Source organism: Pantoea sp. AG1095 (assembly GCF_003208415.1).
GTDB classification, from domain to species: Bacteria; Pseudomonadota; Gammaproteobacteria; order Enterobacterales; family Enterobacteriaceae; genus Pantoea; species Pantoea leporis.
In genome coordinates this window covers 278772-304914 of record NZ_QKMJ01000003.1, presented here as the reverse complement: position 1 = coordinate 304914, position 26143 = coordinate 278772, and the positions used below count along the sequence as shown (strand labels likewise).

26 protein-coding genes are annotated in these 26143 nt (G+C 54.4%); 10 read left to right on the top strand and 16 right to left on the bottom strand.

Annotated elements, in window-relative coordinates; all coding sequences use genetic code 11:
• Position 1: 1 nt before the first annotated feature.
• Complete coding sequence (locus DEU53_RS10065) at positions 2-691, top strand: substrate-binding domain-containing protein (protein ID WP_101761467.1); 690 nt, start codon at positions 2-4, stop codon at positions 689-691.
• Here the strand turns inward: DEU53_RS10065 and DEU53_RS10060 are convergent.
• Positions 688-1722, bottom strand: coding sequence for a LacI family DNA-binding transcriptional regulator (locus DEU53_RS10060; RefSeq protein WP_110866924.1), 1035 nt, complete (start codon positions 1720-1722; stop codon positions 688-690). The genes DEU53_RS10065 and DEU53_RS10060 overlap by 4 nt on opposite strands.
• Positions 1723-1985: 263 nt before the next feature.
• On the opposite strand from DEU53_RS10060, the gene DEU53_RS10055 reads away from it, so the two are divergent.
• From DEU53_RS10055 to DEU53_RS10025, 7 genes are all read left to right on the top strand, one after another.
• On the top strand, positions 1986-3293 hold the full coding sequence (locus DEU53_RS10055) for an MFS transporter (protein WP_110866923.1): 1308 nt from the start codon (positions 1986-1988) through the stop codon (positions 3291-3293).
• A 13-nt stretch (positions 3294-3306) separates the two neighbouring features.
• Positions 3307-3945 (top strand): aldolase, encoded by a 639-nt coding sequence (locus tag DEU53_RS10050; RefSeq protein ID WP_110866922.1) that lies wholly within the window; start codon positions 3307-3309, stop codon positions 3943-3945.
• A 34-nt stretch (positions 3946-3979) separates the two neighbouring features.
• A complete protein-coding gene (locus tag DEU53_RS10045) occupies positions 3980-5128 on the top strand; it encodes a beta-propeller fold lactonase family protein (protein ID WP_110866921.1) in 1149 nt (382 codons plus the stop codon).
• Positions 5129-5170: 42 nt separating this feature from the next.
• The gene (locus tag DEU53_RS10040) at positions 5171-5878 is read left to right on the top strand and encodes a hypothetical protein (RefSeq protein ID WP_110866920.1); all 708 of its coding nucleotides are present in this window, start codon (positions 5171-5173) and stop codon (positions 5876-5878) included.
• A 115-nt stretch (positions 5879-5993) separates the two neighbouring features.
• A complete protein-coding gene (locus DEU53_RS10035) occupies positions 5994-7403 on the top strand; it encodes a cytochrome c (protein WP_101761472.1) in 1410 nt (469 codons plus the stop codon).
• Complete coding sequence (locus DEU53_RS10030) at positions 7393-7911, top strand: sugar dehydrogenase complex small subunit (protein WP_110866919.1); 519 nt, start codon at positions 7393-7395, stop codon at positions 7909-7911. Before DEU53_RS10035 ends, DEU53_RS10030 begins: the two co-directional genes overlap by 11 nt.
• Positions 7908-9560, top strand: a complete 1653-nt coding sequence (locus tag DEU53_RS10025) for a GMC family oxidoreductase (RefSeq protein WP_101761474.1) — start codon at positions 7908-7910, stop codon at positions 9558-9560. Before DEU53_RS10030 ends, DEU53_RS10025 begins: the two co-directional genes overlap by 4 nt.
• Before the next feature lie 71 nt (positions 9561-9631).
• Here DEU53_RS10025 and DEU53_RS10020 read toward each other — a convergent pair whose 3' ends face one another.
• The 11 genes from DEU53_RS10020 to DEU53_RS09975 all read right to left on the bottom strand — a co-directional run bounded on the left by DEU53_RS10020 (position 9632) and on the right by DEU53_RS09975 (position 19911).
• On the bottom strand, positions 9632-10735 hold the full coding sequence (locus DEU53_RS10020; RefSeq protein WP_110866918.1) for an NADH:flavin oxidoreductase/NADH oxidase: 1104 nt from the start codon (positions 10733-10735) through the stop codon (positions 9632-9634).
• Between the two features lie 97 nt (positions 10736-10832).
• Entirely contained in the window at positions 10833-11585 is a 753-nt protein-coding gene (locus DEU53_RS23155) for a type II toxin-antitoxin system HipA family toxin (protein ID WP_233501712.1), read from the bottom strand.
• Positions 11579-12112, bottom strand: coding sequence for a toxin HipA (locus DEU53_RS23150; protein ID WP_233501710.1), 534 nt, complete (start codon positions 12110-12112; stop codon positions 11579-11581). The genes DEU53_RS23155 and DEU53_RS23150 overlap by 7 nt, the downstream gene beginning before the upstream one ends.
• 9 nt (positions 12113-12121) lie before the next feature.
• Positions 12122-12571: a helix-turn-helix domain-containing protein gene (locus DEU53_RS10010; protein ID WP_110866917.1), complete on the bottom strand. Its 450-nt coding sequence runs from the start codon at positions 12569-12571 to the stop codon at positions 12122-12124.
• 153 nt (positions 12572-12724) lie between these two features.
• Positions 12725-14110, bottom strand: coding sequence for an amidohydrolase family protein (locus tag DEU53_RS10005; RefSeq protein WP_110866916.1), 1386 nt, complete (start codon positions 14108-14110; stop codon positions 12725-12727).
• Entirely contained in the window at positions 14107-14880 is a 774-nt protein-coding gene (locus DEU53_RS10000; protein ID WP_110866915.1) for a cysteine hydrolase family protein, read from the bottom strand. Before DEU53_RS10000 ends, DEU53_RS10005 begins: the two co-directional genes overlap by 4 nt.
• 1 nt (position 14881) lies before the next feature.
• Positions 14882-15304, bottom strand: coding sequence for a cupin domain-containing protein (locus DEU53_RS09995; protein WP_110866914.1), 423 nt, complete (start codon positions 15302-15304; stop codon positions 14882-14884).
• 3 nt (positions 15305-15307) lie between these two features.
• Positions 15308-16246: an ABC transporter permease gene (locus tag DEU53_RS09990; RefSeq protein ID WP_081112569.1), complete on the bottom strand. Its 939-nt coding sequence runs from the start codon at positions 16244-16246 to the stop codon at positions 15308-15310.
• The gene (locus DEU53_RS09985; protein ID WP_110866913.1) at positions 16243-17358 is read right to left on the bottom strand and encodes an ABC transporter permease; all 1116 of its coding nucleotides are present in this window, start codon (positions 17356-17358) and stop codon (positions 16243-16245) included. Before DEU53_RS09985 ends, DEU53_RS09990 begins: the two co-directional genes overlap by 4 nt.
• Positions 17342-18895 carry an ABC transporter ATP-binding protein gene (locus DEU53_RS09980; protein ID WP_110866912.1) on the bottom strand — a complete coding sequence of 518 codons (1554 nt, stop codon included), beginning with the start codon at positions 18893-18895 and terminating at the stop codon, positions 17342-17344. The genes DEU53_RS09985 and DEU53_RS09980 overlap by 17 nt, the downstream gene beginning before the upstream one ends.
• 5 nt (positions 18896-18900) lie before the next feature.
• A complete protein-coding gene (locus tag DEU53_RS09975) occupies positions 18901-19911 on the bottom strand; it encodes a BMP family protein (RefSeq protein ID WP_110866911.1) in 1011 nt (336 codons plus the stop codon).
• A gap of 105 nt (positions 19912-20016) precedes the next feature.
• Here DEU53_RS09975 and DEU53_RS09970 point away from each other — a divergent pair, with 105 nt between their 5' ends.
• Complete coding sequence (locus DEU53_RS09970; RefSeq protein WP_101761485.1) at positions 20017-20916, top strand: LysR family transcriptional regulator; 900 nt, start codon at positions 20017-20019, stop codon at positions 20914-20916.
• 47 nt (positions 20917-20963) lie between these two features.
• Here DEU53_RS09970 and DEU53_RS09965 read toward each other — a convergent pair whose 3' ends face one another.
• Together DEU53_RS09965 and DEU53_RS09960 are read right to left on the bottom strand one after the other, a co-directional pair.
• Positions 20964-21779, bottom strand: coding sequence for a creatininase family protein (locus DEU53_RS09965; RefSeq protein WP_110866910.1), 816 nt, complete (start codon positions 21777-21779; stop codon positions 20964-20966).
• Between the two features lie 137 nt (positions 21780-21916).
• Complete coding sequence (locus DEU53_RS09960; protein ID WP_110866909.1) at positions 21917-22840, bottom strand: substrate-binding domain-containing protein; 924 nt, start codon at positions 22838-22840, stop codon at positions 21917-21919.
• Between the two features lie 310 nt (positions 22841-23150).
• Here DEU53_RS09960 and DEU53_RS09955 point away from each other — a divergent pair, with 310 nt between their 5' ends.
• Entirely contained in the window at positions 23151-24155 is a 1005-nt protein-coding gene (locus tag DEU53_RS09955) for a LacI family DNA-binding transcriptional regulator (RefSeq protein WP_110866908.1), read from the top strand.
• 21 nt (positions 24156-24176) lie between these two features.
• On the opposite strand, the gene DEU53_RS09950 is transcribed toward DEU53_RS09955, so the two are convergent.
• Together DEU53_RS09950 and DEU53_RS09945 are read right to left on the bottom strand one after the other, a co-directional pair.
• Positions 24177-25169 (bottom strand): sugar phosphate isomerase/epimerase, encoded by a 993-nt coding sequence (locus tag DEU53_RS09950; protein WP_110866907.1) that lies wholly within the window; start codon positions 25167-25169, stop codon positions 24177-24179.
• 150 nt (positions 25170-25319) lie between these two features.
• Positions 25320-25925 (bottom strand): response regulator transcription factor, encoded by a 606-nt coding sequence (locus DEU53_RS09945; protein ID WP_158527633.1) that lies wholly within the window; start codon positions 25923-25925, stop codon positions 25320-25322.
• Positions 25926-26143: the final 218 nt, after the last annotated feature.

Sequence of the window (26143 nt, the reverse complement as noted above, 5' to 3'; positions counted from 1 at the left end):
CATGGCGTTAACGATTTATAGTGCGCTCGCACTGAGCGCGCCGTTTAACACGCTGGTTGCGCAATGGCAGTCGCAACATCCCGATATACCGCTGGCGATACGCTGGCATCCCAGCACCATCATCGAAAAAGAGCTCAACGCCGGCGCCGAAGCGGATGTGGTGATCGCTACGGTTGAGACGCTAGACCGCCTGACACAATCGGGTTTGGCGGAAGCGGGCACGCGCATCGAACTGGTCGATTCTCCCATCGGAATTGCGGTGCGGGCGGGCGCTGCACAGCCTGATATCAGCAATCGCGAAACGTTGATTCAGACTTTGTTGGCTGCGCGTTCGGTGGCCTGGTCAGAAGCCGGAGCCAGCGGTGTCTGGTTCTCGCAATTGTTGAAACAACTCAACATTGATACGGAACTGCGCGCGCGTGGCACGGTGATTCCTGCTGGTTTCACCGCCGAGCAACTGGTGCAGGGCAACGCTGACCTGGCAGTACAGCAGATCAGCGAATTGCTGATGGTGGAGGGCATTGATGTTGTTGGACCGCTGCCAGCGGGTACGCAGCAGGCGATTTCGCTCTCGGCTGCGGTGTTAAGCCACGCCCAACAACCGGAACGGGCGCAGGCATTTCTGGGCTGGCTGAAAACGCCGTCAGTCACGGACGTGTTCAACCGTTTTGGCATGGACAGGCGCGATTAGCGTTCCTGACGGGGCACCGAGCCGCTGCTGCCCCGGACAATCAACTCGGTACTTATCTGCGTCTGCGTTTGCGCAGGTAAGTTATTCAGCGTGTTCAATAAATAGTGCGCCGCGTGTTCACCAATCGAGGCTAAATCCACGCGCATAGTGGTCAGCGGATGCTCAAGATGCTCGGCGTATTCATAGTCGTTGAAGCCCACGATGGAGATATCATTCGGAATGCGCAGATAACGCTCGCTCGCCGCGCGCATGGCACCAAACGCCAGCAGATCGTTCCCGCATACGATGGCGGTGGGCGGCTGCGGCGCATCGAGTAAACGAAACACCGCTCTGCGCGCATCATTCATGGTGAAGGCGTTATCAATTAAATGCGTATCCGGCAGCGTCAATCCATACTGCTGCAGGGCGCGGCGCGTACCGTTCAGACGTTCTGAAATACGATCGTTCGAAGGCGGCGTGCCGACAATCACCGCAAAGCGCTGATGCCCTAATCCCAGCAAATGCTGCGCCAGGGTTTCAGCCGCACCCTCGCTGTCATAACCGACACAAGGTCTTTCGCTGTCTTGCGAAAAGGTCTGCACGCAGGCGATATCCTGCTGAATGATGCGCTCCCACAGTTTTGGATGATGGGTATTGCCCACCAGCATCAAACCATCGATACCGTACTCAATCAGCTTATTGACTTCTTTCAGCTCGGTTTCCGGATCAAAGTTGGAGTTGGCCAATAGCAGCGTGTAGCCGGCTTCATGAATCAGTTGCTGAAACGCCGCCAGCGGACGCGAAAAGGTTTCTGTCGCCAGCGTGGGGACCACCGCGCCAATTGTCATGCTGCGTCGCGAGGCAAGGGTGCGCGCGGCGCGATTAATCACATATCCCAACTCTTCGCAGGCCTTTTCCACCGCTTCACGGCGTGATGCTTTGACCGTGGTGCTGCCGTTCAATACGCGTGAAACCGTCGCCGTTGAAACGCCAGAGAGACGCGCAACATCATCCAGTGAAACGCGGCCAGATCCATTTTGCTTCTCACTCATCAAGTCACTCCTGCAGAAAGAGTGAGCTTGCCCACAAAAATTGCAGACAACTCACAATCAATTTTGAAAGCGCTTACTTTTGGCTTGACTGAATTTTGTAATCGCTTACTTTTGACATCATGTTATCAGTTTGGGTGTGCCTGCTCACGTTTTTTTAACAGGTTCGCGAACTGTCACCCCCAAATTTAACCCCAACGCGGGCTGCAGCCGCTCTACGGCCGCAGAACCTCGTTAACCCTATATAAATCATAAAGGAATTCACCATGCGCAGATATCCACGAATTCGCTGGCTGATGATCGTGTTCTGCTTTTTCGCCATCGCAATCAATTACATCGATCGTATCAACCTCGCGATCGCCGCACCGCACATCAAAGCAGATTTAGGCCTCGATGACACCAGCATGGGACTGATTCTGGGCGCCTTCTTCTGGACCTATGCGCTGATGCAAATTCCGGCCGGACGTCTACTCGATCGTCTCGGTGCGCGTGCCGGACTTGCCATCGCCGTCGGCTGGTGGTCGTTGTTTACGGTGTTTACCTCGTTTGGTAAAGGATTCACTTCTCTTTTTGCGGCGCGCTTAGCATTAGGCCTGGGCGAAGCAGGGGGAAATCCGGGCTGTGTCAAAGTGGTTTACAGCTGGTTCCCGAAAAAACAGCGTGCAACGGCCAGCGGGATCTTTGATGCCGGTCCGCGTGCTGGCAGTGCGCTGGCGCTGCCGCTGGTTGCCTGGCTGATCAGCGTGTGGGATTGGGAAACGTCCTTCATCGTGACTGGCGCATTAGGACTGATTTGGGTGGTGATCTGGTTAGTCTTCTATCGTGAGCCTGAAGAGATGAAAGGCCTTGATGAAACTGAGCGGCAAAATCTGCTGGAAGATCGTGCTTTGCCCACCACGCAGGCCGACGCCAAAGTTGAACTGTGGTCACTGTTCCGCCATCGCAACGTATGGGGAATGATGATTGGTTTCTTCTGCATGAACTTCGCTACCTATTTCTTTGTGACCTGGTTCCCAACCTATCTGACTGTGGCACATGGCTTCTCGCTGAAAGAATTGGGAACGCTGGGTGCGATCCCTGCGCTGATGGGGATTCCGGGAAGTCTGCTTGGCGGGATTGTGTCGGATACCCTGTATCGCAAAGGATTTAGCCTGACGGCGGCGCGTAAAACTTGTCTTATCAGCGGCATGTTGCTTTCCAGCGTGATTGCTTTCGCCGCATTCACCGACAGCATTACGGTGATCCTGACGCTGTTTTCCATCACTTACGCCGGTTTAGCTTTTACCGCCGCCAACATTTGGACGCTGCCAGCCGACGTTGCGCCCGCCAGTAATTATGTGGCCACGCTGGGCGGCATTCAGAACTTTGCCGGTAACCTGGCCGGGATTGTTACGGCTTCATTCACCGGCTTAATGCTGAGCCTTAGTCACGGTTCATTTGTGGTGCCGTTACTGGTCGCGGGCGGCATCTGTGTGCTGGGTGCGCTGACCTTTATGTTTGTGCTCGGCAAGCTGGAGCCATTACCGATTAGCTCCAAATCTGATGCCAACGTCATTGCCACCGCCAATCAATAACAGGAGAAACCACATGCAAAACGAACAGTCCTTACGAGAAGAGATTTGCCAGGTGGGAGCCGATCTGTTTAACCGCGGCTATACCACCGGCACCGCGGGAAACATCAGCGCTCGGCTGGAAGATGGCTGGCTGATTACGCCAACCGATGCTTGTCTGGGACATCTGGAGCCAGGCCGGATTGCCAAGGTCAATCGCACCGGTGAATGGGTTTCGGGCGACAAGCCATCGAAGACTTTGCTGTTACATCGCCAGATTTATGATCGCAACCCGGAGGCGCACGGCGTGGTGCACACCCATTCCACGCATCTGGTGCAACTGACGTTAGCGGGTGTGTGGCAGCGCGACAGCATTTTACCGCCGCTGACGCCGTATCAGGTGATGAAAGTCGGTCGGATTCCGTTAATCGACTATCGCCGCCCAGGCCATGCCGATGTGGCTGCGCAGGTGGCTGAACTGGCCAATGACGTGCGAGGCGTGATGCTGGAGAGACTTGGCCCGGTGATGTGGGGCAAATCCGTTTCAGCGGTAAGCTTTGCCCTTGAAGAGCTGGAAGAAACCGCGCGCCTTTGGCTGAACTGCGTGGATAAGCCCGCCGCGCTGCCAGAACAAGCCGTATTGGAGCTGTGCGAACACTTTAATACGCGCTGGTAATACCCGCATTGTCCCTACAAAAACGAGATCCAAGATGAAAAAGACGGTAATAGCCGCAGGCATGATGCTTTTTGCATCAACGGTATTGGCGCAGGAGAAATCCTTTGTCTACGTATCCAACGGCGACAGCGGCACGGTGACGGCCTACGAACTGCAAAAGGCGCAGCGCCAGCTGAAACCGATTGGTGAATACCCCAGCGGCCTGAAAAGTATGCCGATGGTGGTATCGCAGGATAACAAGACACTTTATGTCTCCGTTCGCAGTAAGCCTTACCATGTTTCGGCCTGGCATATTCAACCTGACGGCTCACTGCAGCATTTTGCGGATACGCCGCTGCCAGAGGCGATGGCGTATGTCGCGCTGGATAAGAGCGGGAAATTCCTGCTTTCATCTTCTTACGGCGGCGATCTGTTTAGCATCAATCGCATTGCCGCGGATGGTAAAGTTGAGAGTGCGCCGGTGCAGGTGGTGCATACCGGAAAACGTGCACATTCCATTCAGACCGATCCCAGCAACCAGTTTCTCTATGTACCGCTGCTGGGTGCCGATCAACTGCTGCAATACCGTTTCGATAGCCACAGCGGAACCGTTACGACGAACACGCCAGCGTTTGTGAATATCCAACGCGAGTCGGCAACCGGACCGCGTCATTTCACCTTTGCACCGCAGCGGGACCAGAAGGGTGAGCAGAATCTCTATTTGCTGACCGAAATGGCCGGCAACATCTCGCGCCTGACGCTGAATAAAGATGGCACCCTGACGGAACATGAAGCGACACCGTCACTCGATCCAGCCATTGCCGCCAACATGCAGCGTGGCGAAGCGCGACCACTGACTGGCGATGATGATTTGCCAAAATCCGCCAAACCGCGTTTATGGCAAGCCGATATTCATATCACGCCGAATGGACGTTTCCTTTATTCCACCGAACGCACCAGCAGTCATATTACTGCGTTTCATGTATCACCGATCGATGGTCGATTGACGTTGATTAATAGCACGCCAACAGAAACTCAGCCGCGTGGATTTGCTATTGATAATTCCGGGCGCTATTTAATTGAATCGGGTCAGAAGTCGACACAAATTTCGCTCTATTCCATAGATCAAACCACTGGCAAACTGACATTAATTGAGCGCGTCCCTACCGGCAAGGGCGCTAATTGGGTCACTATCGTTGAGTAAATTTCTGCTCTACTTAATTCAATCGTAAGAAAAGGAGTGTTTATGTCGACTATTCGCAAAACATTATTCAGCACATTATTGTGCTCGACGCTGTTAAGCGCAGGATTAACGACACAAGCGGCTGAAAAAGGGGTTGCCACCGATCTGGAACCGCTGCACCACGTCATTCTGGAAAATAAATACGTCACGGTAATGCGCGTATTAATTCAACCCGGACAATCGACGCTATTTCATGAGCAGCATCTGGATTATGTTAATACGCACATTGAAGGTAGCCCGGTCAAAATAGAGTATCCCGACAAGCCGGTAAACATGACCGAAATGAAAAGCGGCAATGTTAAATTCGGTGAGCATCAAGGGAAATCGGATACGGATAAGGTCACCAATACCGGAAATAACGTCAATCATCAGGTGGCGTTCGAAATTAACATCCCAGGCCCGCAACATTTTGGTAACGCTTCGCGGCCTGACAATGCCGGATTTAGTCAGGTGCTGGATAAGAAAACCGTCAGAGGCTGGAAGGTCACGCTCAAGCCTGGCGCCAGTACCGGCGAATATACGCAACACGGGCCTGGCGTGCGCGTGTTCTTCACCGAAGGGCGGGTACTGATTGCCGATCAAACTCATACCAATCGGGTAAAAGAAGTTTGGGTACATCCCGGCGATGCCTTTTTAACCGAGCCAGGTAAAGTCGATATAACGGCCGCAAGTGGCGAGAATATTATCTTCAATGATTATGAATTGTTATAGCACTGTTTGTATTTTGTGAATTGACGTTGTCTGATAATGTGCACTTCTGTGGGTTGCCACAGAAGTGCATTATTGTTTTTACCATACTAATAATTATTTACCGGAAGTAATTACAATGAAAGCAAGAAAGGTGAGACAGTGTTGTCTGCCTTTCGCGTTGAGCATTCTGATGTCTGCCACATTTTCAGCTCACGCTGAAGATGCAGCTGAGTCTGCAGCTCTTATTGCGAAAGGCAAGTATCTGGCTATTGCTGCGGACTGTGGAGCTTGCCACACCGCACCGAATCAGGGCAAGGAAATGTCGGGTGGCTATATTATCTCCTCGCCGTTGGGGAATATTGTTGCCAGTAATATCACGCCATCAAAAACCGCCGGCATTGGCGATTATAGCGAACAAGATTTTGTTAAAGCCGTGCGAAGTGGCATTAATAAACAGGGGCAACATCTTTATCCGGCGATGCCTTACACCTCATATGCGAAAATTTCTGATGCCGATATGCATGCGCTGTATGTTTATTTTATGCACGGTGTAAAAGCAGACGATAATGTACCGCCAGCAACGGATTTGCCTTTCCCGTTTAATATTCGTTCAAGTATGTTCTTCTGGAATATGCTGTTTGCCGATAATAAGCCGTTTATTCCGGCAAAAGATAAATCTGATGTGGTTAATCGCGGTGATTATCTGGTCAATGCATTGGCGCACTGCGATACCTGCCATACGCCACGTAACGCGCTGATGGGGCAAAACAATGCTCAGGCCCTCAGCGGTGGCAGCCTGGGCAGTTGGTATGCGCCGAATATCACTCCCGATCAACAAGCCGGCATTGGCAACTGGAGCAATGCGCAGATCGCGCAATATCTCAAAACGGGCCATGTTGCAGGCAAAGCGCAGGCAGCAGGTCCGATGGCGGAAGCTGTCGAGCACAGCTTACAGCATCTATCTGATGACGATATCAAGGCGATAGTGGCTTATCTGCGGCAGATCCCCGCAGTGACTCAGGCCACCCATTCGCCACGCGACGCGCTTGGCAAACCTGCAACAGATGAAGCGGCGCTGCGCGCGGTTAAAAATCCTGATGCGGGCTGGCAGGTTTACGCCAGCTCTTGCGCTAACTGCCATCAGGCGGATGGTGCGGGCAATCACTTCTATCCTTCGCTGTTTCATAACACCGCCACTGGCGCACCGCAGGCCGATAACCTGATTGCCACCATTGTCTACGGCGTACATCGCCAGATTGATGGCAAAGATGTGGTAATGCCCGCTTTCGGCCCGGATGGATTATTTACCGATCGACTGAGCGATCGGCAAATTGCCGACGTCAGTAACTACGTGCTGAAAAACTTTGGTAATTCTCAGCTGAACGTAACGCCTGAACAGGTGAAAACCGTGCGTGAAGGCGGCCAGCGCCCGCTGATTGCACGCCTGGCGCAGCCTACTGTGTGGGGCGGTGGCGCTGTAGTTGTCATTATTTTACTGGTGCTGCTGGTTTCAATTTCGCGTAAGGGGAAAAAGCATGGCGCATAACCTTTCCCGACGTCGTTTGCTGCAAGGCATGTGTATTTTGTCACTCGGCGCGATGTGTAATTCCCTGTTCCCGGCGCGCGCTCTGGCTGCCGATCAGCTGGCTGAAAATGGTTTTCTGACCGTTTCGCAGTTCCTGGTGAGTCGCCCGGTCGGCCCGATTTTGGGGCAGCGCTATTTCGATGCCTTAAATCGCCATAATGCCGACTTCACACACCGGCTTAGCAGCCTGCAGGCATTGTTGCAGCAGCATAATTTTGCTCATGTCGACGAATTTCTTGCCGCATTTGGGGCCGATAATTCTGATTGGCAAACGGCAAAACGCATCATTTCTGCGTGGTACACCGGCGTTGTCGGCGACGGCAGCGATCTGGAGTTGATCGCGTATGCCGATGCGATGATGTACCTGCCCACCAAAGATATTCTGGTGGTCCCAACCTATGGCGGCGGGCCGTTCTACTGGGCAGTAACGCAAGATGGCAAAGTGGCAACCACAGGAGAAGGCGCATGAGTGCACAAAAAGTCGATGCCGATGTGATCATCATTGGCTCGGGCGTGATGGGCGGGTTGATCGCCTGCCAGATGGCGAAAGCGGGTAAATCGGTGATCATCCTCGAGGCGGGCCCGCGAGTCTCTCGTCAGGAAATCGTCGAACGTTTCCGTAATTCCCCATTCAAGATGTCGTTAACCAACATCAAATTACAGGGCGTGGGTTCGCCTTACCCCAATCCGCCGCATATTCCGTCCACCTACGGTGACTATTTGCAGCAGGTTGGGCCGGTTAAATATCCCACCAAATACCTGCGCGTTGTCGGTGGCACAACCTGGCACTTTGGCTCCGCGCTGTGGCGCATGATCCCCAACGATTTCAAACTTAACACCCTTTACGGTCGTGGCCGCGACTGGCCTTTTGGTTACGACGAGCTGGAGTCGTGGTATGGCAAAGCCGAGCATGAGCTGGGCGTTTCAGGCGTCGATGGACAAGATGAAAGTGGGCAGGGCGGCAAAGCCTGGCCACCGCGATCTACGCCATTCCCGATGCCGGGTTTACCAACCAGTTATCTGTTTGATCGCCTAACCGAGATGTTGGGTAAAGGCGGTTATAACCCGGTACTGGAACCGAACGGTCGCGCGACTAAGCCGTGGGGTAAGCGCCCGATGTGTGGCGGCAACAATAACTGCAATCCGGTTTGCCCCATCGCCGCCAAATATGATGGCTCGATGCATATTGATGAAGCGGAACGTTTGGGAGCGAGGCTGCTGGATAACGCGGTGGTCTACCGTATTGAAGCGGCGGATGACGGCAAAATCACCGGCATTTGGTATAAAAAGCCGGATGGTTCCGAGCACCATTTAACCGCCGACTACTTTGTGCTGGCGGCCTACGGTATCGAATCGCCCAAGCTACTGTTGATGTCGACGTCGGAGAAATATCCCAACGGCATCGCAAACTCTTCCGATCAGGTGGGGCGCAATTTGATGGGCCACACCGGCATTAGTATGAACGTGATGATGTCGGAAGATGTGTGGCCAGGTCAGGGGCCGACTGAATTACTGGTGTATCTGAACAACCGCGATGGCGCCTTCCGCAAGGATTTCCCCAGCTACAAGATCAAAGTGCGTAACACGGTGCCAACTGCAGATTATGCTGCATCGCTGATTGAGAAAGGCGTGCTGGGCTCCAAACTGGATGCTGAAATCCGCCGCCAGTCGGCGCGCTCGCTGAACTTCGCTATTGATTTTGAAACCTTGCCGCTGGCGGAAAACCGCGTTACGCCGAGCAAGACGAAAAAAGATGCGATTGGTATTCCGTTGCCGGAGATTTATTACAGCGTGACGGATTACTGGCATGCCGGGAAAGAAGCGGGCATCAAAGATTTTCACAGGTTTGCAGAGCTGCTGAATGCGGAAATATTATCGATCGATACTAAGTTTCAGGATCGCCAGCACATCATGGGCACCACCATTATGGGCGATGATCCCCACAATTCAGTGGTAGATCGCGATTGCCGCACGCACGATCATCCCAATATGTGGATTGCCGGAACCAGTGTGATGCCGTCGGCGTCATGCATGAACCCAACCTTGACCGGCGCGGCGTTGAGCTTGCGTTTGGCTGAGCATATGTTGCAGACCATGAAGTCGGAAGTAGCAGGTTAGGTGTGAATCGGTCGCCATAATGACGACCCTACGTTGGAGCGGTGCGCATTGATGCGCACCGGCTCAAATAATCACTTTTTATTCGAAATTAGCGTGCCTTTCAGGCCGTGCGGCTCGGAGCGCAGATACTGCGGTGGCGCTTTGGCCTGCGCACCCAATTCAGCGGCGGCATGCCACGGCCAGCGCGGGTCGTAAAGTACTGCGCGCGCCAGCGCGATCAAATCTGCGTCACCTACCTGCAATGCTTGTTCTGCCTGCTTTGGTTCCGTAATCAAGCCTACGCCAATCACCGGAATCTTTACCTGTTTGCGGATGTCGCGTGCAAAAGGCAATTGATAACCGGGACCAACCGTGATTTTCTGCTGCGGTGACAAGCCGCCGCTGGAGACGTGCACGTAATCGCTGCCCGCCGCTTCGAGTTGCTGGCTGAAGACAATCGACTGCTCAACATCCCAGCCACCGTCAACCCAATCCGTTGCCGAGAGGCGCACACCTACCGCCACTGAATCTGGCACGGCGCTGCGCACCGCATGGAACACTTCCAGAGGGAAACGCAGACGATTCTCCAGCGAGCCGCCGTACTCATCCTCACGCTGGTTACTCAGTGGCGACAGTAACTGATGCAGCAAATAGCCGTGCGCAGCATGCAGTTCAATCAACTGGATACCGAGTTTCGCCGCACGCTGCGCGCTGTCAACGAAGGCCAGTTTCAGGCGCTCAAGATCCTGTTTAGTTAGCGCAACCGGTGCGCGATCTTCAGGATTAAAGGCTTGCGCGGATGGTGCAACGGTTTGCCAGCCACCTTGCTCCAGCGACAGCTGATTGCCGCCCAGCCACGGCGCGGCGCAGGACGCTTTGCGTCCTGCGTGACCGAGTTGAATACCAATGGGAGTGTCAGAATAGTGACGGATATCTTGCAGAACGCTGGCTAAAGCCGCTTCCGTTGCATCATCCCACAAGCCTAAATCGCCCGGAGAAATACGTCCGGCGGCTTCCACTGCTGTCGCCTCAATGATCAGCAAACCGGCGCCGGAAAGCGCCAGTTGCCCGAGATGAATGCGGTGCCAGGCGCTGGCTTTGCCATCCTCCGCAGAGTATTGGCACATCGGCGCGATGACGATGCGATTATCGAGCGTTAACTTACCCAGTTGCGTCGTACTAAACAGTAAACTCATTGAAACCTCATCTTCAGTGGCTGAATGGCTTTAAGCTTAGGGCGAAAAGTGCATTTTGCAGAGGGCTATGAGTTTGAATGTTGTAGCAAAAAGTAAGTTAAGCGGAATGTGCCGCCGCAAGTCGAAACGCATCAGACATTTTTTCCTGCTCACGTTGTGATAACCCCAAGTGTCTGGCGACTATGCGCCATTGCGCAACAATGCTGCTGAATTTTTCAATGATAGTTTCGGCTTCACGTGCCTTCAGCCGGAAATAGGGCGCAACTTCCCGCGCCAAATCGAGATCAAGCGCATTATCAGCTGCCGTCACATTTAATTTTAGGCCATCAGCATAGGGCACTGGATTGAGATCGAAGGCGGCAGATAACCGCCAGCCCTTGTCTGGAACCAGAATAAATCCATGATTACGCAGATGATCATCGCTGTTAGAAACCAGCATATTAAAGACTATCCGCGACCACAGCTCGCGTAAATCAGCATTGGTTTGGGAGCCATGACGAATCAATACTTCTGCCAGTTCGAGATAACTCACTCCGGTAGACGCATCTTCGCCATCAATATGGCCAGTCATGGTCATCGCGGAGGCAAAGTGCAGACGCTTTCCTTCGGGCGTGCGATCGAAACGGCGCACCATGAAACAGTGATAATCGCTGGCAAATTTTTTCGCCATCGCAGCGGCAACGTCAAGTTCACAAGCCGTGGCGAGAGCATTGACGACCATTTCCCATCCACCCACATCATATTCATCGCGGATGCTGGGGAACTTGGCGATAAATAGCTGACCTTCCTCATCAACCACACTGGCTTTGGGCCGTGCGCCACCCAGAGAACCGCCTGGAGCGATCAACATCCTGAGCATTCATGTCCCTGAACAGCACGGTTATCCGGATCGCTTTCCAGCGCGCGGCTTGCACGTTCAAGTGCTGCGATTTCAGTAAATGGGGGAGCCGCAATTTCCAATCTGTTATCAAGAAATTCCCCCTGATCCTCCAGCCGGTAACGCAAAGCACCCACGCGATACAGGTCATGAACCCCCAGTAAAAAATCGGATTCAAACATGCGCGTGCCGGAAGGCAATAATCCGCCACGGATATCGCGTTCCAGACGACGCTCCATCAATAAGCGTCCCCATCTGTCGGGGCTGGAATCGCCAAACACACCAAATCCAGCACGATTGTTGGCAGGATATTGTGGCCCTTCGAATAAGTGGATGCCGGGATCTAACTGGATCAACATCAAATCGGGATCGCTAAGCGCTTGCGGATCATACTGAAATTCAAAAGATTCACGCGCCCGGCTGCGGCGAATATGCAGATAACCGAGACGTTTTGGTTGCTTGAGTCCGTTCCAGTCGGCGTAGACGCTAATCATGGTCATTGTCGGGTCCTATTTTTTCTTCCCTGAAATTAGCAGTGAGGCGAGGCCGGCAGAGGTGACTGTCTGAGCGTTTTTTTGCTCAACTCCGCGCTCATTCGCCTCAGCTACCTGCGTGCTGTTCTCACCCTCATCAACCTTATACGCTGATTTAGCAGCAAATAATTTAGTCGTTGAGGTAAGACGTGCATCTTGCAGTTGGCGACCCAAAGTATCCTCAGCAGCCAGCAGATTGAGATCCTGTTCGAGTCCTAACACCTGCATCACAGCCAGATAGGCTCCGATAGTCACACCCGCGCTACCCGCTTCAAGCGAACGCAACGTCATCGGGGTCATTCCCGCGCGTTCCGCCACCTGTTTAGCCGTAAGTTTTCTTCTTTTACGAGCGAGTTTTAATCGCTCTCCAAAAGCGGCAAGCATTTCGTTCGTTTGAGGAAGAAGCAGAGAAGTTCGCTGTGCCATTGTGTCACTATTTTATCTTTAAATGGGTTTAATGGATAAAATATTAGCACTTTGTCGATCTGCATTCCATTTTTAATGATTAAAATAAAAACGAAAAAGTGCTAATAAATTATCATTTAATGAACATAAAAGATAAAATATTAGCACTCCAATTTAAAATGCCGCCGATCGCCAGCCGCGCGCGTCATCATTGCCGGTGCGCACCGCCAGTGAATGCGCTGCACGTTGCGAACGCGCCATCACCTCTTTTTGATTGAGCTGGGTAAACTCCCCGGCTCGCAGCAGATAAGCGCCATCAACAAACACATCGCTGACCTCGTGGCCGAGCGCCGAGTAGACCAACGATGAAACCGGATGATGGATTGGCGTCATCGCCGGATGCGAAGTATCAACGATCACCACATCGGCGCGTTTGCCGACTTCCAGCGAACCCACCAGATGTTCGAGGCCAATAGCCCGCGCACCGTCGATGGTGGCCATCTCCAGCACTTTTTCCGCCGTCATAATGGTGGGATCGCGGTGCACGCCTTTTGGCAGCAGCGCCGCCACTTTCATCGCCTGAAAAAGGTTGTGATTGTTGCTACTGGCCGGGCCGTCTGAACCTAAACCAACGGTCAGGCCGGCAGCCAGCATATCCGGAATCGGCGGCACGCCGGAAGCGAGGTAGAGATTGCTGCAGGGATTGTGCGACACACGCGTGTCGTGATGTTTGAGTGCGCGGATGTCGCGCGAGTTGCACTGCACGCAATGCACCGCCAGCACATCCGGGCCGAGGAAACCGATATCGCTGAGAAATTCGGTGTCGCTGGCCTGAAAACGCAGCTTCGCCTGCTCGATCTCAAAATCGGTTTCCGCCACATGCGTAGTGATCAGCACGCCGGTTTCATCCGCCAGCTGGCGCGTGCCGCGCAGCACTTTCTCATCCAGCGCCCAAATCATACTCGGTGCCAGACCGACTTTTACCCGGCCATCGACCTGATGATAACGATTGATCACCGCGCGCGCATCGGCCAGCGCCTGTTCAGGCGTTTCGATCAGTTCAGCAGGAATGCCGTGCTCAGCGCCGCTGGTGAGAAAACCGCGACACACATGACCGCGAATGCCGCTGACTTCAAAGGCCTCGATCACTTTGGCGGTTAATCCTGGGCGCGGATGCGCGTACATAAAATCGACCAGCGACGTGACGCCCGAACGCAGTGATTCCATGCAGCCGTGCAGCGCGGCAGCGTAAACATCTTCTTCGGTCAACGCTACGGCGCTGGGTCCGGTCATGCAGGTGAACCACTTTTTCAGCACCATGTCATCGCCGAGACCTTTCAGCAGCGTCTGAAACAGATGCGTATGCGTGTTCACCATGCCCGGCATAATAATGCGTTCGCGGCAGTCGATAATTTCCGCTTCAGGATAGCGCTGCTGCAAAGCGTCGCGCGTGCCGATGGCGCGAATGGTCTTATCTTCAATCAGCAAACTGGCCTGTTCCAGAATCTCGCGTTGCGGATTCATGGTGATCATCCAGCCGTCAGCCAGCAGGTAACTCATGAGGCGTTCTCCAGTTGCTGCTGTAATTCAGCGGCATTGACCACAAAACCAAAGCATTGCTGCACGTTATACAGCGTGGCATCGCGGCAATAAGCCGGCGAGGTGGTGGCGCTGCAATCTTCCAGCAGCAGGCAGTCGTAACCGCGAAAGTTGGCATCCTGTAAGGTGCAAAGCACGCACTGATCGACATTAACACCGGCAAACAGCAGCGTGGTGACGTTGAGATTGCGCAGAATGCTGTCGAGCTCGCTGTCCTGAAAACCGGACATGCGGTATTTGTTGACGCGAATGTCATTGGCATCCGGCGTCAGTTCGTCCACTACTTCCGCCGCCCAGCTGCCGGCCTGCAACACCGGCGCGCCGGAAACCGGCAGCGGATCGCCTAATCCCACGCCATCACCGTTCGGGTTATAGACGTGCAGCAGCGCGGGGCTGAGATTGAGTTTATCAGCGCGATTGCCCCAATTGAGCCAAATCACCGGTACCTGAGCGGCGCGCAGCGTTGGCAGCAAGGCTTGCAGCGGTGCAATCGGCGCGCGCGCGGGCGTGACATCGACGCCGATATGCCCGAGCCAGCCTTCGGCATGACAAAAGTCGTTCTGCATATCAATCACCAGGATCGCCGTGCGCTGCAGATCAAAAATCACTGAACGTTCACGCGATGTAAGCTGCACGCTGCGCGACACCTGCGCTGGACGCCGCGTATCAACCACTTGCGCTGAAACGCGCCATTGATTGTGTCGACTGCTGCCTAAAACGTTCTCCGGCATATCAGGCTCCCGTTAACACGCGGATATCTTCAGCATCGAGCGTGACAGGGTCACCGCTACGAATCAGTTCGGAGAAGCCTTCATTCGGCGTCATCACCGTCAGCGTATAGAGTTTGCTGCTGCCGGTATTACGAATGGCGTGATCGTTGCCCGGATGCAGCAGGAGAGAATCGCCTTTCCTTATCTCAATTTCATCATCGTTACAGCGCGCCACGCCTTCGCCGTGTAGTACATAAAAGAACTCGTGCGCGGTGGCGTGTTCATTAGGTGGCGTAGCACCGCCGACGTTGAAAATCTCCACCACGAAAATGTTCTCAATGCCGTCTAACGGCTTGTCGAACAAGATGGCGAAATAGTTGCTGCTGTCCGCACTGATACGGAACGCCTTAACATCCGCAAGATTGTTGAAACGAAACGATTTCATAATTTATTCCTTTCGATAAGGCTGCGTTAATGCGCCGGGTTGCAATGTGCGTCCCACCACGCCGGACATCGCCAGAATGGTGAGCAAGTAAGGCAGCGCCAGCAGCACCTGCGGCGGCAGCGTGTTTTCAAACAGCTGTAGCGAGAGTTGCAGGGCATCTGCGGCGCCAAAGATAAAAGCGGCGACCAGCGCTTTAAGCGGGCTCCAGCGTCCAAAGATGACAATCGCCAGCGCGATAAAACCTTGTCCACTGACGATGTTGTCGCGGAACAGGCCGATCTGCGCCGTGACCAGATAGCTGCCCGCCAATCCAGCGCCCACGCAGGAGAACAGCACGCCCCACGTGCGAATCTTCAACACGTTGAGCCCGGCGGCATGTGCCGCGCGCGGGTTTTCGCCCACCGCACGCAGCGACAGGCCGAAGCGGGTGTGAAACAGACCAAAGTGCGCCAGCACCGCCAGCAGCAAAGTGAGATAGAGCGGCAGCGGCTGCTGGAACAGAATCGGGCCAATAAAAGGCAGCGAAGAGAGCAGCGGCACATGCCAGGGTTCGAGCATTGGGATGGTAGGTGAGGATGCATTGCCCATCACCAGCGCGTAAATCCAGGTGGCTAATCCCGCTGCCAATATATTGAAGACGATGCCCACCACAATCTGGCTGGCATGGGCGCGCAGGTAGAGCGCCGCCAGCACGCAGCCAACCAGCAGTCCGCCGACGCCACCGGCGATAAAGCCCAGCGCGGTCGATCCGCTCTCCACCGCCATCATGTAGCTGGAAAGCGCGCCGAGCAGAATAGTGCCTTCAATACCGATATTCAGTACGCCGGAGCGTTCGGCATAGATCTCGCCCAGCGCCGCCAGTAATACCGGACCGGCAAGGCGCACCGCGGCGGCTAGCCAGCTGACGAAAAAGGCGGTATCGAGATTCATCCACAGATTCATGAGTGTTCCTCCGCCAGATGGCTGCGCGATTTACGCCCGCCGGGCAGGTTGATGCGGTAATAGCGCAGCAGATCGCCCGCCAGAATCAGTAGCACCACAAGACTTTGCAGAATCAGCACCACCGATGTGGGCAAGCCAGTTTGGCGCTGCATGGCGCTACCGCCCACTTCCAGCCCGCCGTAGAGAATGGCGGTCGGGATCACCAGCAGCGGATTGAGGCGTGCCAGCAAAGCCACCACCACGCCGATAAAGCCGACGCCGCCGGAAATGCCTTCCATCAGGCGATGTTGCACGCCTAATACCGCGCACAATCCCGCCAGCGCCGCCAATCCTCCGCCGAGCAGCACCGCGCCCATGTGGCGGCGATTGACATCCACGCCGCTGTAGCGCGCCGCGCGCGGATTCAGCCCGGCAATTTTGATTTCGAAACCGGCGGGCGTGGCACGCATCAGCCAGAAGACAAACAGCGTGGCGACTAGCGCGATGGCGATGCCCCAATGTGCGCGCATGCCGTTCATCACAAACGGCAGCCAGCTCTCCACCGGCAAACGTGGCGTCTGCGGCAGATCGCCCGGCGCGCGCATTGGGCCGGAAACCAGATACTGCACCATGAACAGCGCCACATAGTTGGCCATCAGCGAAATCAGCACATCGTTGCCGCCAAATTTTACCCGTAACGCGCCAACCCAACCGGCCCAAAGCGCGCCCGCAAGGAAGGCGGCAATCAGCACCATCGGCCAGTAGAGCAGCGCGGGAATCGTCCACGGAAAGCCCTGCGGCGTACCCGACAGCGCGATCCAGCTGGCCGCCGTGGCACCCAGCAGAAAACAGCCTTCGAAGCCGATATAACCGAGCCCGGCGCGCCACACCACGATGGTTGCCAGCGCGATCAGCATCAGCGGCGTGGATTGCACCAGGCTGAGACCAAAGCTGCGCAGCGAGCAAAAAGCGGCATCAAACAGGAAGCCATAAGCCGAGAGCGGATTGCCGCCAAACGGGATAAACAGCAAACCGGCAATGATGAAAGCGGCAAGGATGCCGCAAAAACTGGTTAACACTAGCGCGCCGCTGGATTCGGCGGGCGCCAGACGTCGCTCAAGCAGCTTCTTCATGGTTGCCTCCGGTTTTTTTCAGGTGCGCGCCCGCCATCAGTTCGCCGAGGCGTTCTGGCGTGGCGTCGGCGGCGTCCATTTCTCCGGCAATCTGGCCGCTGTACATCACCGCGATGCGATCGGAGAGATTGATGATCTCCTCCAGCTCGGCGGAGATCATCAGAATGGCGCAGCCGCGATCGCGCGCCGCCATCAAACCCTGCCACACGCTCTCAATCGCGCCGACATCCAGCCCGCGCGTAGGCTGTTCAACCACTAATAAGCAGGGATTGCTGGCGACTTCGCGCCCGAGAATCAACTTTTGCAGGTTACCGCCGGAGAGTTTTCCGGCTTCGAAATCGGCATCCGGCGTGCGTACCGCAAAGCGGGCGATGATGTCGCGCGCATGCTGGCTAATGCGCTGGCGATCCAGCAGCCAGCCGCCCGCGCGGGTAAAGGTGCGCTGGCGGCCAAGCATGGCGTTATCAGTAATCGATAAATCGGTCACCGAACCGACGCCACGCCGATCTGCCGGAATAAAACTGATGCCTTTATGGCGGCGCGTAGCGGGGGAATCGTCGCTGATGTCTTCGCCATTCAGCAGAATGCGACCGGCTTCCAGTTCACGCAGGTTAAGGAGCGCTTCCGCCAGCTCCGATTGACCGTTGCCTTCCACACCGGCAATGCCGAGGATTTCGCCAGCGGCGACGTTGAGCGACACGCGCCAGATTTTCTGCTGGCCGCTGGCATCACGCACCGCAATGCTATCCACCTGCAACACGGTTTTGCCCGGCTGGCACGGCGTTTTTTCGACGCGCAGCACCACATCGCGCCCAACCATGCGGCGTGCCAGATCGCGCTCCGAAGTGTCTTTAATATCCACTGAATCCATCATTTTGCCGCCGCGCATCACCGAAACGTGATGGGCAATCGCCATGATTTCATACAGTTTGTGAGTGACAATCACTACCGAACGGCCTTCTGCGCACAGTGATTTCAGGGTAGCGAACAGGCCGGCTTTCTCCTGCGGCGTCAGCACCGCCGTCGGTTCGTCGAGAATCAGCACCTGCGCATCACGGTACAACAGCTTGAGGATCTCCACACGTTGCTGCACGCCAATCGGCAAATGCTGCACTTTCGCCCAGGGATCGATCGCCAGCCCGTGTTTATCCGACAGCGCCTGCAAACGCGCCGCCGCCGCGCGCAGATCAAGTACGTCGCTAGCGCCTTCTTTCAATCCCAGCACCACGTTTTCCACCACGCTCATCGGCTGCACCAGCATGAATTCCTGATGCACCATGCCAATGCCGCAGGCGATAGCATCGCTGGGATCGCGAAAACGCTGCGCCTGGCCATCCACCTCAATGCTGCCTTCATCGGCCTGATACAGGCCGTAAAGGATTTGCATCAGCGTGCTTTTTCCCGCGCCGTTTTCCCCTAGCAGCGCGTGGATTTCGCCGGCTTTAATGCTGAGCGACACGTCATCATTGGCCACCACGCGCGCAAAGCGTTTGGTGATGTTTTTCAGCGCGACGCGGATATTTGCTGTTGCTGTCATGATGGTTAAACCACTGGCTTCAGCGCGCCGCTATCAAGCTGCTGCCAGATCTGCTGGAAGCTAGCCCATGCGCTGGCACTCACCAGTTTGGCGTTGTAGTGTTCGCTGCCATTGACCACCGACCAGGCTTTGCCAACGGTGGGGTGCCATTCGTCGCCGCCTTTAAAGGTTTTATTCGCCACCGACTCGCCAACCTGTTCCACCATCCAGTCGAGGTTCTGGCGGAAGCTGCAGGCAACATAATCTGGCGCGACATCACGCTGATCGACATAGCAGCCGATAGCTTTGACTTTCGCCGCTGCCGCGCCTTGCATCGCGCCGAGGCCGGTGACGTCTGCGGCATGCCAAATCACATCCGCGCCGTTGCCAATCATGGTGGTGGCAGCTTCACGGCCTTTGGCGGCGTTGTCGTAATCGCCGGTCACCACGCCCATGCCTTTGATGCCCGGACGGGTTTTCTCAGCGGCCTGAATAAAGGCGCGCATCATTGCCTGCTGCGTGGGATTATCGCCGCCGCCGACAAAGCCAACCGCTTTGCCTTTTTCGGAGATCAGCGCCGCCAGCGCACCGGCGGCATAGGCGCCTTGCAGATAGGCGAGGTTAACGTATTCCACGTTGTCCGGTGATTTTTCGACTGGCTTGAAGGTGGACGCGAAGAAGTAGGTGTCAGGATATTCCGGCGCGATTTCGGCAAACGCCGAGCCGTATTCAAAGCTGTGGCCAATGATCAGCGTGTAACCCTCATCGGCGTAGCCACGAATGGTTTGATCCATCTGCGCCTGCGACACGCTTTCGCTGTGCGCCACGCTGAAACCGGCTTTTTGCAGGCTCTGCAATCCGGCATACGCCAGCGAACTCCAGCCGCCATCGGCAACCGAGCCGGGCAACAGCAGGGCGATTTTTATGGTGTTATTCGCCGCCATCGCTTTGCGCGACAACATCGGTGCCAGCGCGGGTAATAACAGCGCGCCAGCCACTAACTGCGCAAACTTTCTGCGGGATACGTCTGCCATCATGTGTTCTCCTGGTGTGGTTTTGATGTATTAATCACCGGAAGAGCATTATCTTAAAAGCATCATTTTTAGTACTTACCGATGCCTAAAAGGCAACGCAGGGGGAATATGCTGCAACATCGTTTGTTTGTGTATATCGATCAGGTGGCGCGCAGCGGTTCGATTCGCAAAGCGGCTGAACGGCTACACATTTCGGCGTCGGCGATTAACCGCCAGCTGATTGCGCTGGAAGAGGAGCTGGGCACGCCGCTGTTTCAGCGGTTGCCGCGTAAAATGATTCTTACCGCCGCCGGTGAAGCGCTGATTCATCATGTGCGGCAGAGCTTTAAAGAGATTGAAATCGCGCAGATGAAAATCGAAGAGCTGAAAGGACTGCGGCGCGGCGAAGTGACGGTGGCGATGATGAGTGGATTAGCGGCGAACCTGATTCCGCGCGTGGCAGCGGAGTTTCGCCGCGCCAATCCGCGGGTGAAATTGCTGCTGCAACAACTCACCACCGGCGAGAACATCACTAACGCGGTGGCAAGTGGCGAGGCCGATTTGGGGATTGGATTTGATTTCGACCTGCAGCCGGTACATCGCAACATTGCCAGCGTGCCGGTGCGATTGGGCGCGGTGGTGGGCGCGGGGCACCCGCTGGCGGAGAAATCCAGTTTACGTTTGAGTGATTGCTTGCCGTATCCGGTGGTGATTGCCGACAAATCGATGGTGATTCGGCCTTACCTAAATGAAGTGTTCGCGCGTGCCTCGATCAATATGCAGCCAGTTATTGAAACCAATTCGATCGAGGTGATGCGCCAGTCGGCGATGATGGATCAAACCCTCACGTTTCTCACACCGATTGATATTGAATCTGACCAGCGCAGCGGCCGGTTGATCTATATTCCGGTGCGCGAACTGGCCCAGCACACGCAAACGCTGATGTTGATCGGCCACGATCGTGGTACCAGCGCGATTGGTAGCGTGTTCGCCGAAACCATTAAAGGAATGATGTCGGAATTGCGTTAATCGTAGGGTGCGCATTAATGCGCACTTGGTCACCTTACATGGCGACCCTACGAGAATGCGGTGCGATCGGTCAGGAAATGAATATCGAAATCGTTCACTTCGCGTGCCAGCTTCAGCAGCGCATGTGCAGCACGATCGGTGGCAATCGCACCGCGCTCAGCATCCGCCGCTGCGGCGTTGCCGGTAGCACCAGACAGATGCAGATCCTGCGCCATCCAGCCAAAACCAATGCCGCCTTCCGGCGTTAAAATACCGCCGGTCGCTTCAAGCGCCACCGAAGTGGAAACGAAATGAGCGGCGTGCTGCATCTGCACCAGTTCAGGGTGCAAATGCAGCATCATGCTGGTTTCTGATTCACCGCCGTGAATGCCGTGATTAAGTTCATGCGCGCTGTAGAGATCCGATGCATCAATGGTACGGAACCAGCTGGCGCTGACGGCAAACATGCCCAGTTCGATGCGCAGCTGGCGACAGACGATCTCCATCAGCTGCGGCTGTCCGCCGTGCGAGTTCCAGAAAATCAGCTTGCGAATTCCGGCGCGCCAGGCGCTTTTCGCGACTTCGAACCACACTTTGCCTAACACGTCATACGGCAGTGAAAGGGTGCCGGGATAGGCAAGATGTTCATCCGATTTACCCATCGGCAGCGCGGGCAGCACCAGCAAAGGAAGATCGTCGGGCAATAATTCCACCGCGCGTTGAATAATGCCGGCGTTGATCGCCGCATCCACACGCACCGGCAGATGCGGGCCATGTTGTTCAACTGCGCCAATCGGCAGCACGGCGACGATATTCGCCATATCAAGTTCACTGAATTCCCGGGTTGAGAGATCCCACCACCAGGGCGAAGACGGTTTGAACATGTTGACCTCCATTTTTAACCCCAACATAGCGAGTTAATAGTGCAATGGAAGCAACAAAATTCGCACTTTGCGTTGCTTTAAAGGCATTGGTCATAAGCAGGTCGCCATGAATGATCGGCGACCCAACAAGAGCGGCGTTACTTCTGATTTTTACTGGTGAATTCCTGATAATTTTCTTTGGTCACCGTCTGGTATGGCACCCAGTTGTAGGCTTCGGTCTTTTTACCGCTCAGCATGTCGTAAGCCACATCGACTGCACCGGTCGCCTGGCCTTTCGCATCCTGGAAGATCGTCACCGCCATTTTGCCGTTCTTAATAAACTGCAAACCATCCGGCGTGCCGTCGATGCCGGCGACTAACACATTGTTTTTCTTCAACTGATCGAGCGCCATAATCGCCCCGATCGCCATTTCATCGTTGTTAGCGATGATGGCGTTGATATCATTCCCATCCTGCAACCATGACAGGGTTTTATCGACCGCTTCGTTGCGCTGCCAGTTGGCGCTCTGTTTCTGGATCACTTTCAGGCCGGGATGATCCTTCACATAATCTTCAACCGCTTTGGTGCGCTGACGTGCTTCTTCGGTGGAGAGGGCGCCCATCAGAATGGCGATATTTCCTTTGTTATCCAGACGTTTGGCTAAGGCTTCGATCTCCATCTTGCCGCTTAACGCCGAATCTGAACCGACGTAAGCCATTTTGCCGGTCAGTTTCACTTCGGGTTTACGGTTCACGAAGATCAGCGGGATATTGGCTTTTTGCGCGGCGGCGATCACCGGCATTACGCCTTGCGTATCCACCGGGTTGATGATGATCGCGTCTGCGCCCTGATTGATGAAATCATCCACCTGCTGGATTTGCAGAGATACATCGCCTTTAGCATCGGCAAACTGGCTGTTAAGCCCTTTGTCTTTAAGCTGCTTTTCCATCTGGCTTCGTAAGATGGAAACAAAATTGAGATCGAGATTAGCCAGAGCGACGCCAACCATGTAGGTTTTCGCCTGGGCAGTGAACATACTGAGCAAACCGCAGATAAGCATTACTACTTTGAATAATTTCATTTTTTTATCTCTGTAGGGGAGGTTTCTATTATTTTGCATCCGGGTGCAAAATCAACGGGATGAGTTCCGCTGATTGACATCATGTTCAGACGGACAACGCGATGTGCTGCATTCACTCTCTGGCACGGTTGAAAAATAGTCAACGCAGCAAAAAGCGATTTCATCACCACGATCACAAAATCATCACGATTTGCACCCGAGTGCATTACAAAAATGCAATCGGGTGCAAAGTTTGCAAAAATCGCCTCTTGCTTACATGAGGAATCGCTCTATGCTCGCTTTTTGTCAGGTAATTTGCGGAAGGGAGCCGATGACCAGAACAGTAAAAAAAGCCACGGCCAGCGATGTAGCACTTCTTGCCGGCGTATCGAAATGGACGGTATCGCGCGCGTTTATGCCTGGCGCTTCAATCTCTGAGAAGGCGCGCGAGAAGGTGATGCGCATCGCTAAAGAGCTGGGATATCGGCCCAATTTGCTGGCGCGCAGTCTGGTAAAAAAGAAGACGCATATTATTGGCGTGGTGATCGACGAGCTGAAAAATCCGCATACGCTGATGATTCTCAATGAAGCTACGCAGCAGCTACAACGTCGCGGCTATATGGCGTTGATCCTCAACATCACCGACGGCGAGCCGTATCGATCGGTAATGACGCAGGCGGATCAATTGCAGATCGACGGCATTTTGTTTCTCGGTACGGTGTTATCGGCGCAGCTGATTACGCTGGTGGAGGATATGTACAACATTCCGCTGGTGCAGCTGTGCCGCAATACGCATGCGCAGGGCATCGATGTGGTGGCGATTGATGGTTATGCCGCCGGCAAGCAAATCGCCGAGCTGTTGCTGGCGCAGGGCGCGCAACGGTTTGGTTTTATGCAAGGTCCGGATACACCAACGTCACATCTGCTGCGCAAAGAGGGATTTGAAGCGACGCTGCAACAAGCGGGCTGTCAAATTGATGTGCTGCTTAAAGCCGGCAGCTACGATCGTGCACGCAGCTGGCAAGCGATGAGCGATTATCTGCATCAACCGGATGCGCCCGCAATTGATGCGCTGTTCTGTGAAAACGATGTGCTGGCGCTCGGCGCGATGGAAGCGATGCGCGCCGCCCCGACCAGGCCAAGGATTGCGGTGGTGGGATTCGATGATATTGAAGAAGCCAGCGCGCCAGGCTGCCAACTCACCACCTTTAGCCAACGTATTGATCTGCTGATCGCCGAAGCGTTAAACCGATTGATTGATGGTCGCGAGAGTGCGGATGAGCATTGGCGGCGGGGTGAAATGCGAGTACGGCGTTCGCATTTGAGGTCGCCATAAATGACGACCCACGACGTAAAATCACTGTTCTATGCTGGTCAGCAACGCATTTTGAATAATTCTTTGCGCTTTCAGCGGGTTTTGCTCACGCTGCGCTTCCTGCAACGCGGCGATATCCAGCTTATCCAGCGCGCGATAGATATGTTTGAGGAAGCGAATCGACAGATTGGCGGCTTCAACATGATCTTCACGGAACGGGAATTGATCAAGCTGCCACACGCCGTCCCAGTTATTGATCTTCAGAACATAGAAGAACTCAAAAATCTCGGTCATGTGCACGGTACCGACCACCAAATCGTCATCCCAGCCGCGCAGGTTGTCGTTGACGTCCATACCAAACAGACGACCACGATCGATAATCAGCTGGGCGGAATCCGCTGGGGATTCACCGGCAAACAGTGCATGACCAAAATCGAGCAGCACGCCTACGTTATCCAGTCCAATATCCTCAATGCCGAGCAGCGTACGCGCAGCTGAATCCCAGGTCATTTTCACGCGTGGTTCACGCGGTTTGTACTCGATAGCAAATTTGACGTCTGGATTGGCGCTCGCCAGTTCGCGCATACCCTCCACGGCCATCTTCCACAGATTTTTATGATCGACCTGGAACGGATAATCCCAGCCATCCTGACCCGGCCAGACTTTCACGTAGTTAGCCTCCAGCTCACGCACTACGGTGGCGGCTTCATGCATTAAATCAAACGCCTGTTGGCGAATGCCGGCATCGGGATTGGTGAAAGCACCGCGTGAAAAGCGGCGCAGATAAATTTCTGGCGTCACGCCAATGGCTTTCAATCCGGCATCGGCGAGCGCTTGTTTAACCTGCGCTACGGTTACGCCTTCGGTGAAGGGATAGGGCACATCAACATAGGAAAGGTCCTCGACGCTGCCAGCGAGTTTAATCTGATCGAGGGTGCTAAGCGCTGGCCCGTAACCATCTACGGCGTAGCGATCAATATAGTTGGCGAAGTGCCATAAGCCGGCACCGAATTTCGGATACGTGTAGGAACTCATTTGACCTTCTCCTCAGATGATTGCGTCATTGAATATATATTCATATATGGTTATATATTCCATTCTGCGCCTCGGCGTGCGCAGTTAACCAGCAATCATTGACGGAAATGCAACCGCAATCACACAATATTCGATGCCATGCCCCTTTGTTCAAACCGGTTTGCTGTGATATCCCATCCGGCTTAACCGGCAGAATAACTCTTTATTATTGGCGCAGTTGAGCTTGCGAATAATACTCTGCCGATGATGGCTGATGGTTTTACAACTGAGATGCAGTTTGTATCCAATATCGGTGAGATTGCTGGTTTGCCCCAGCATGCGCAATAAGCCGAACTCCCGCGCTGAAAGGGTTTGCTTGGTGCGGTGAACACCCACCTCAAATTCTGTAGCCAACGGTAAACCTAATACAGCATCAGAAAGCGCTTTCAGACTGCACTTTTTCGAAAGAAAAGTAACACCTGGCAGCAAACTGACCACATAGCTTATGACCGCTTTCTCATGCAAATCGGTTAGCACGATAATCCGCGTGTCTGGCGAAGTCCGTTGGACTTTTAGCAACAATTCGGTAAAGAATTGCACATCGCGGCCATAAGCGGTTAATTCACTGATGAGCAAATCCGTTCCTGCGATCTTACTCAGCGCTGAGTCAATATCGTCACTATCTATATTTTTTACATGAATAAATTTCCCGGAAAAATAACGCGAAATCCCTTCAGTAATCCATTTGTTATTGTCTATCAGCGTTAATGACAACATAGTTATCCCCATCTTTATTATGCTGGCATTAAAGCGCGATCCCGGTGCTATGAATATCGGACTGGGGAAGGGAGGTTTGTACGAAATTTCCCAAATTCGCGATTACAGATTTAAAGGCATGTCAGTGTTGTTGAGATATAACCGCTGGGTGAACGTATGGCCGCGCTGGGCGTTAGCCTTGCATCGGGCTTGCCACTGAAAAAAATGTGAACCAAAAA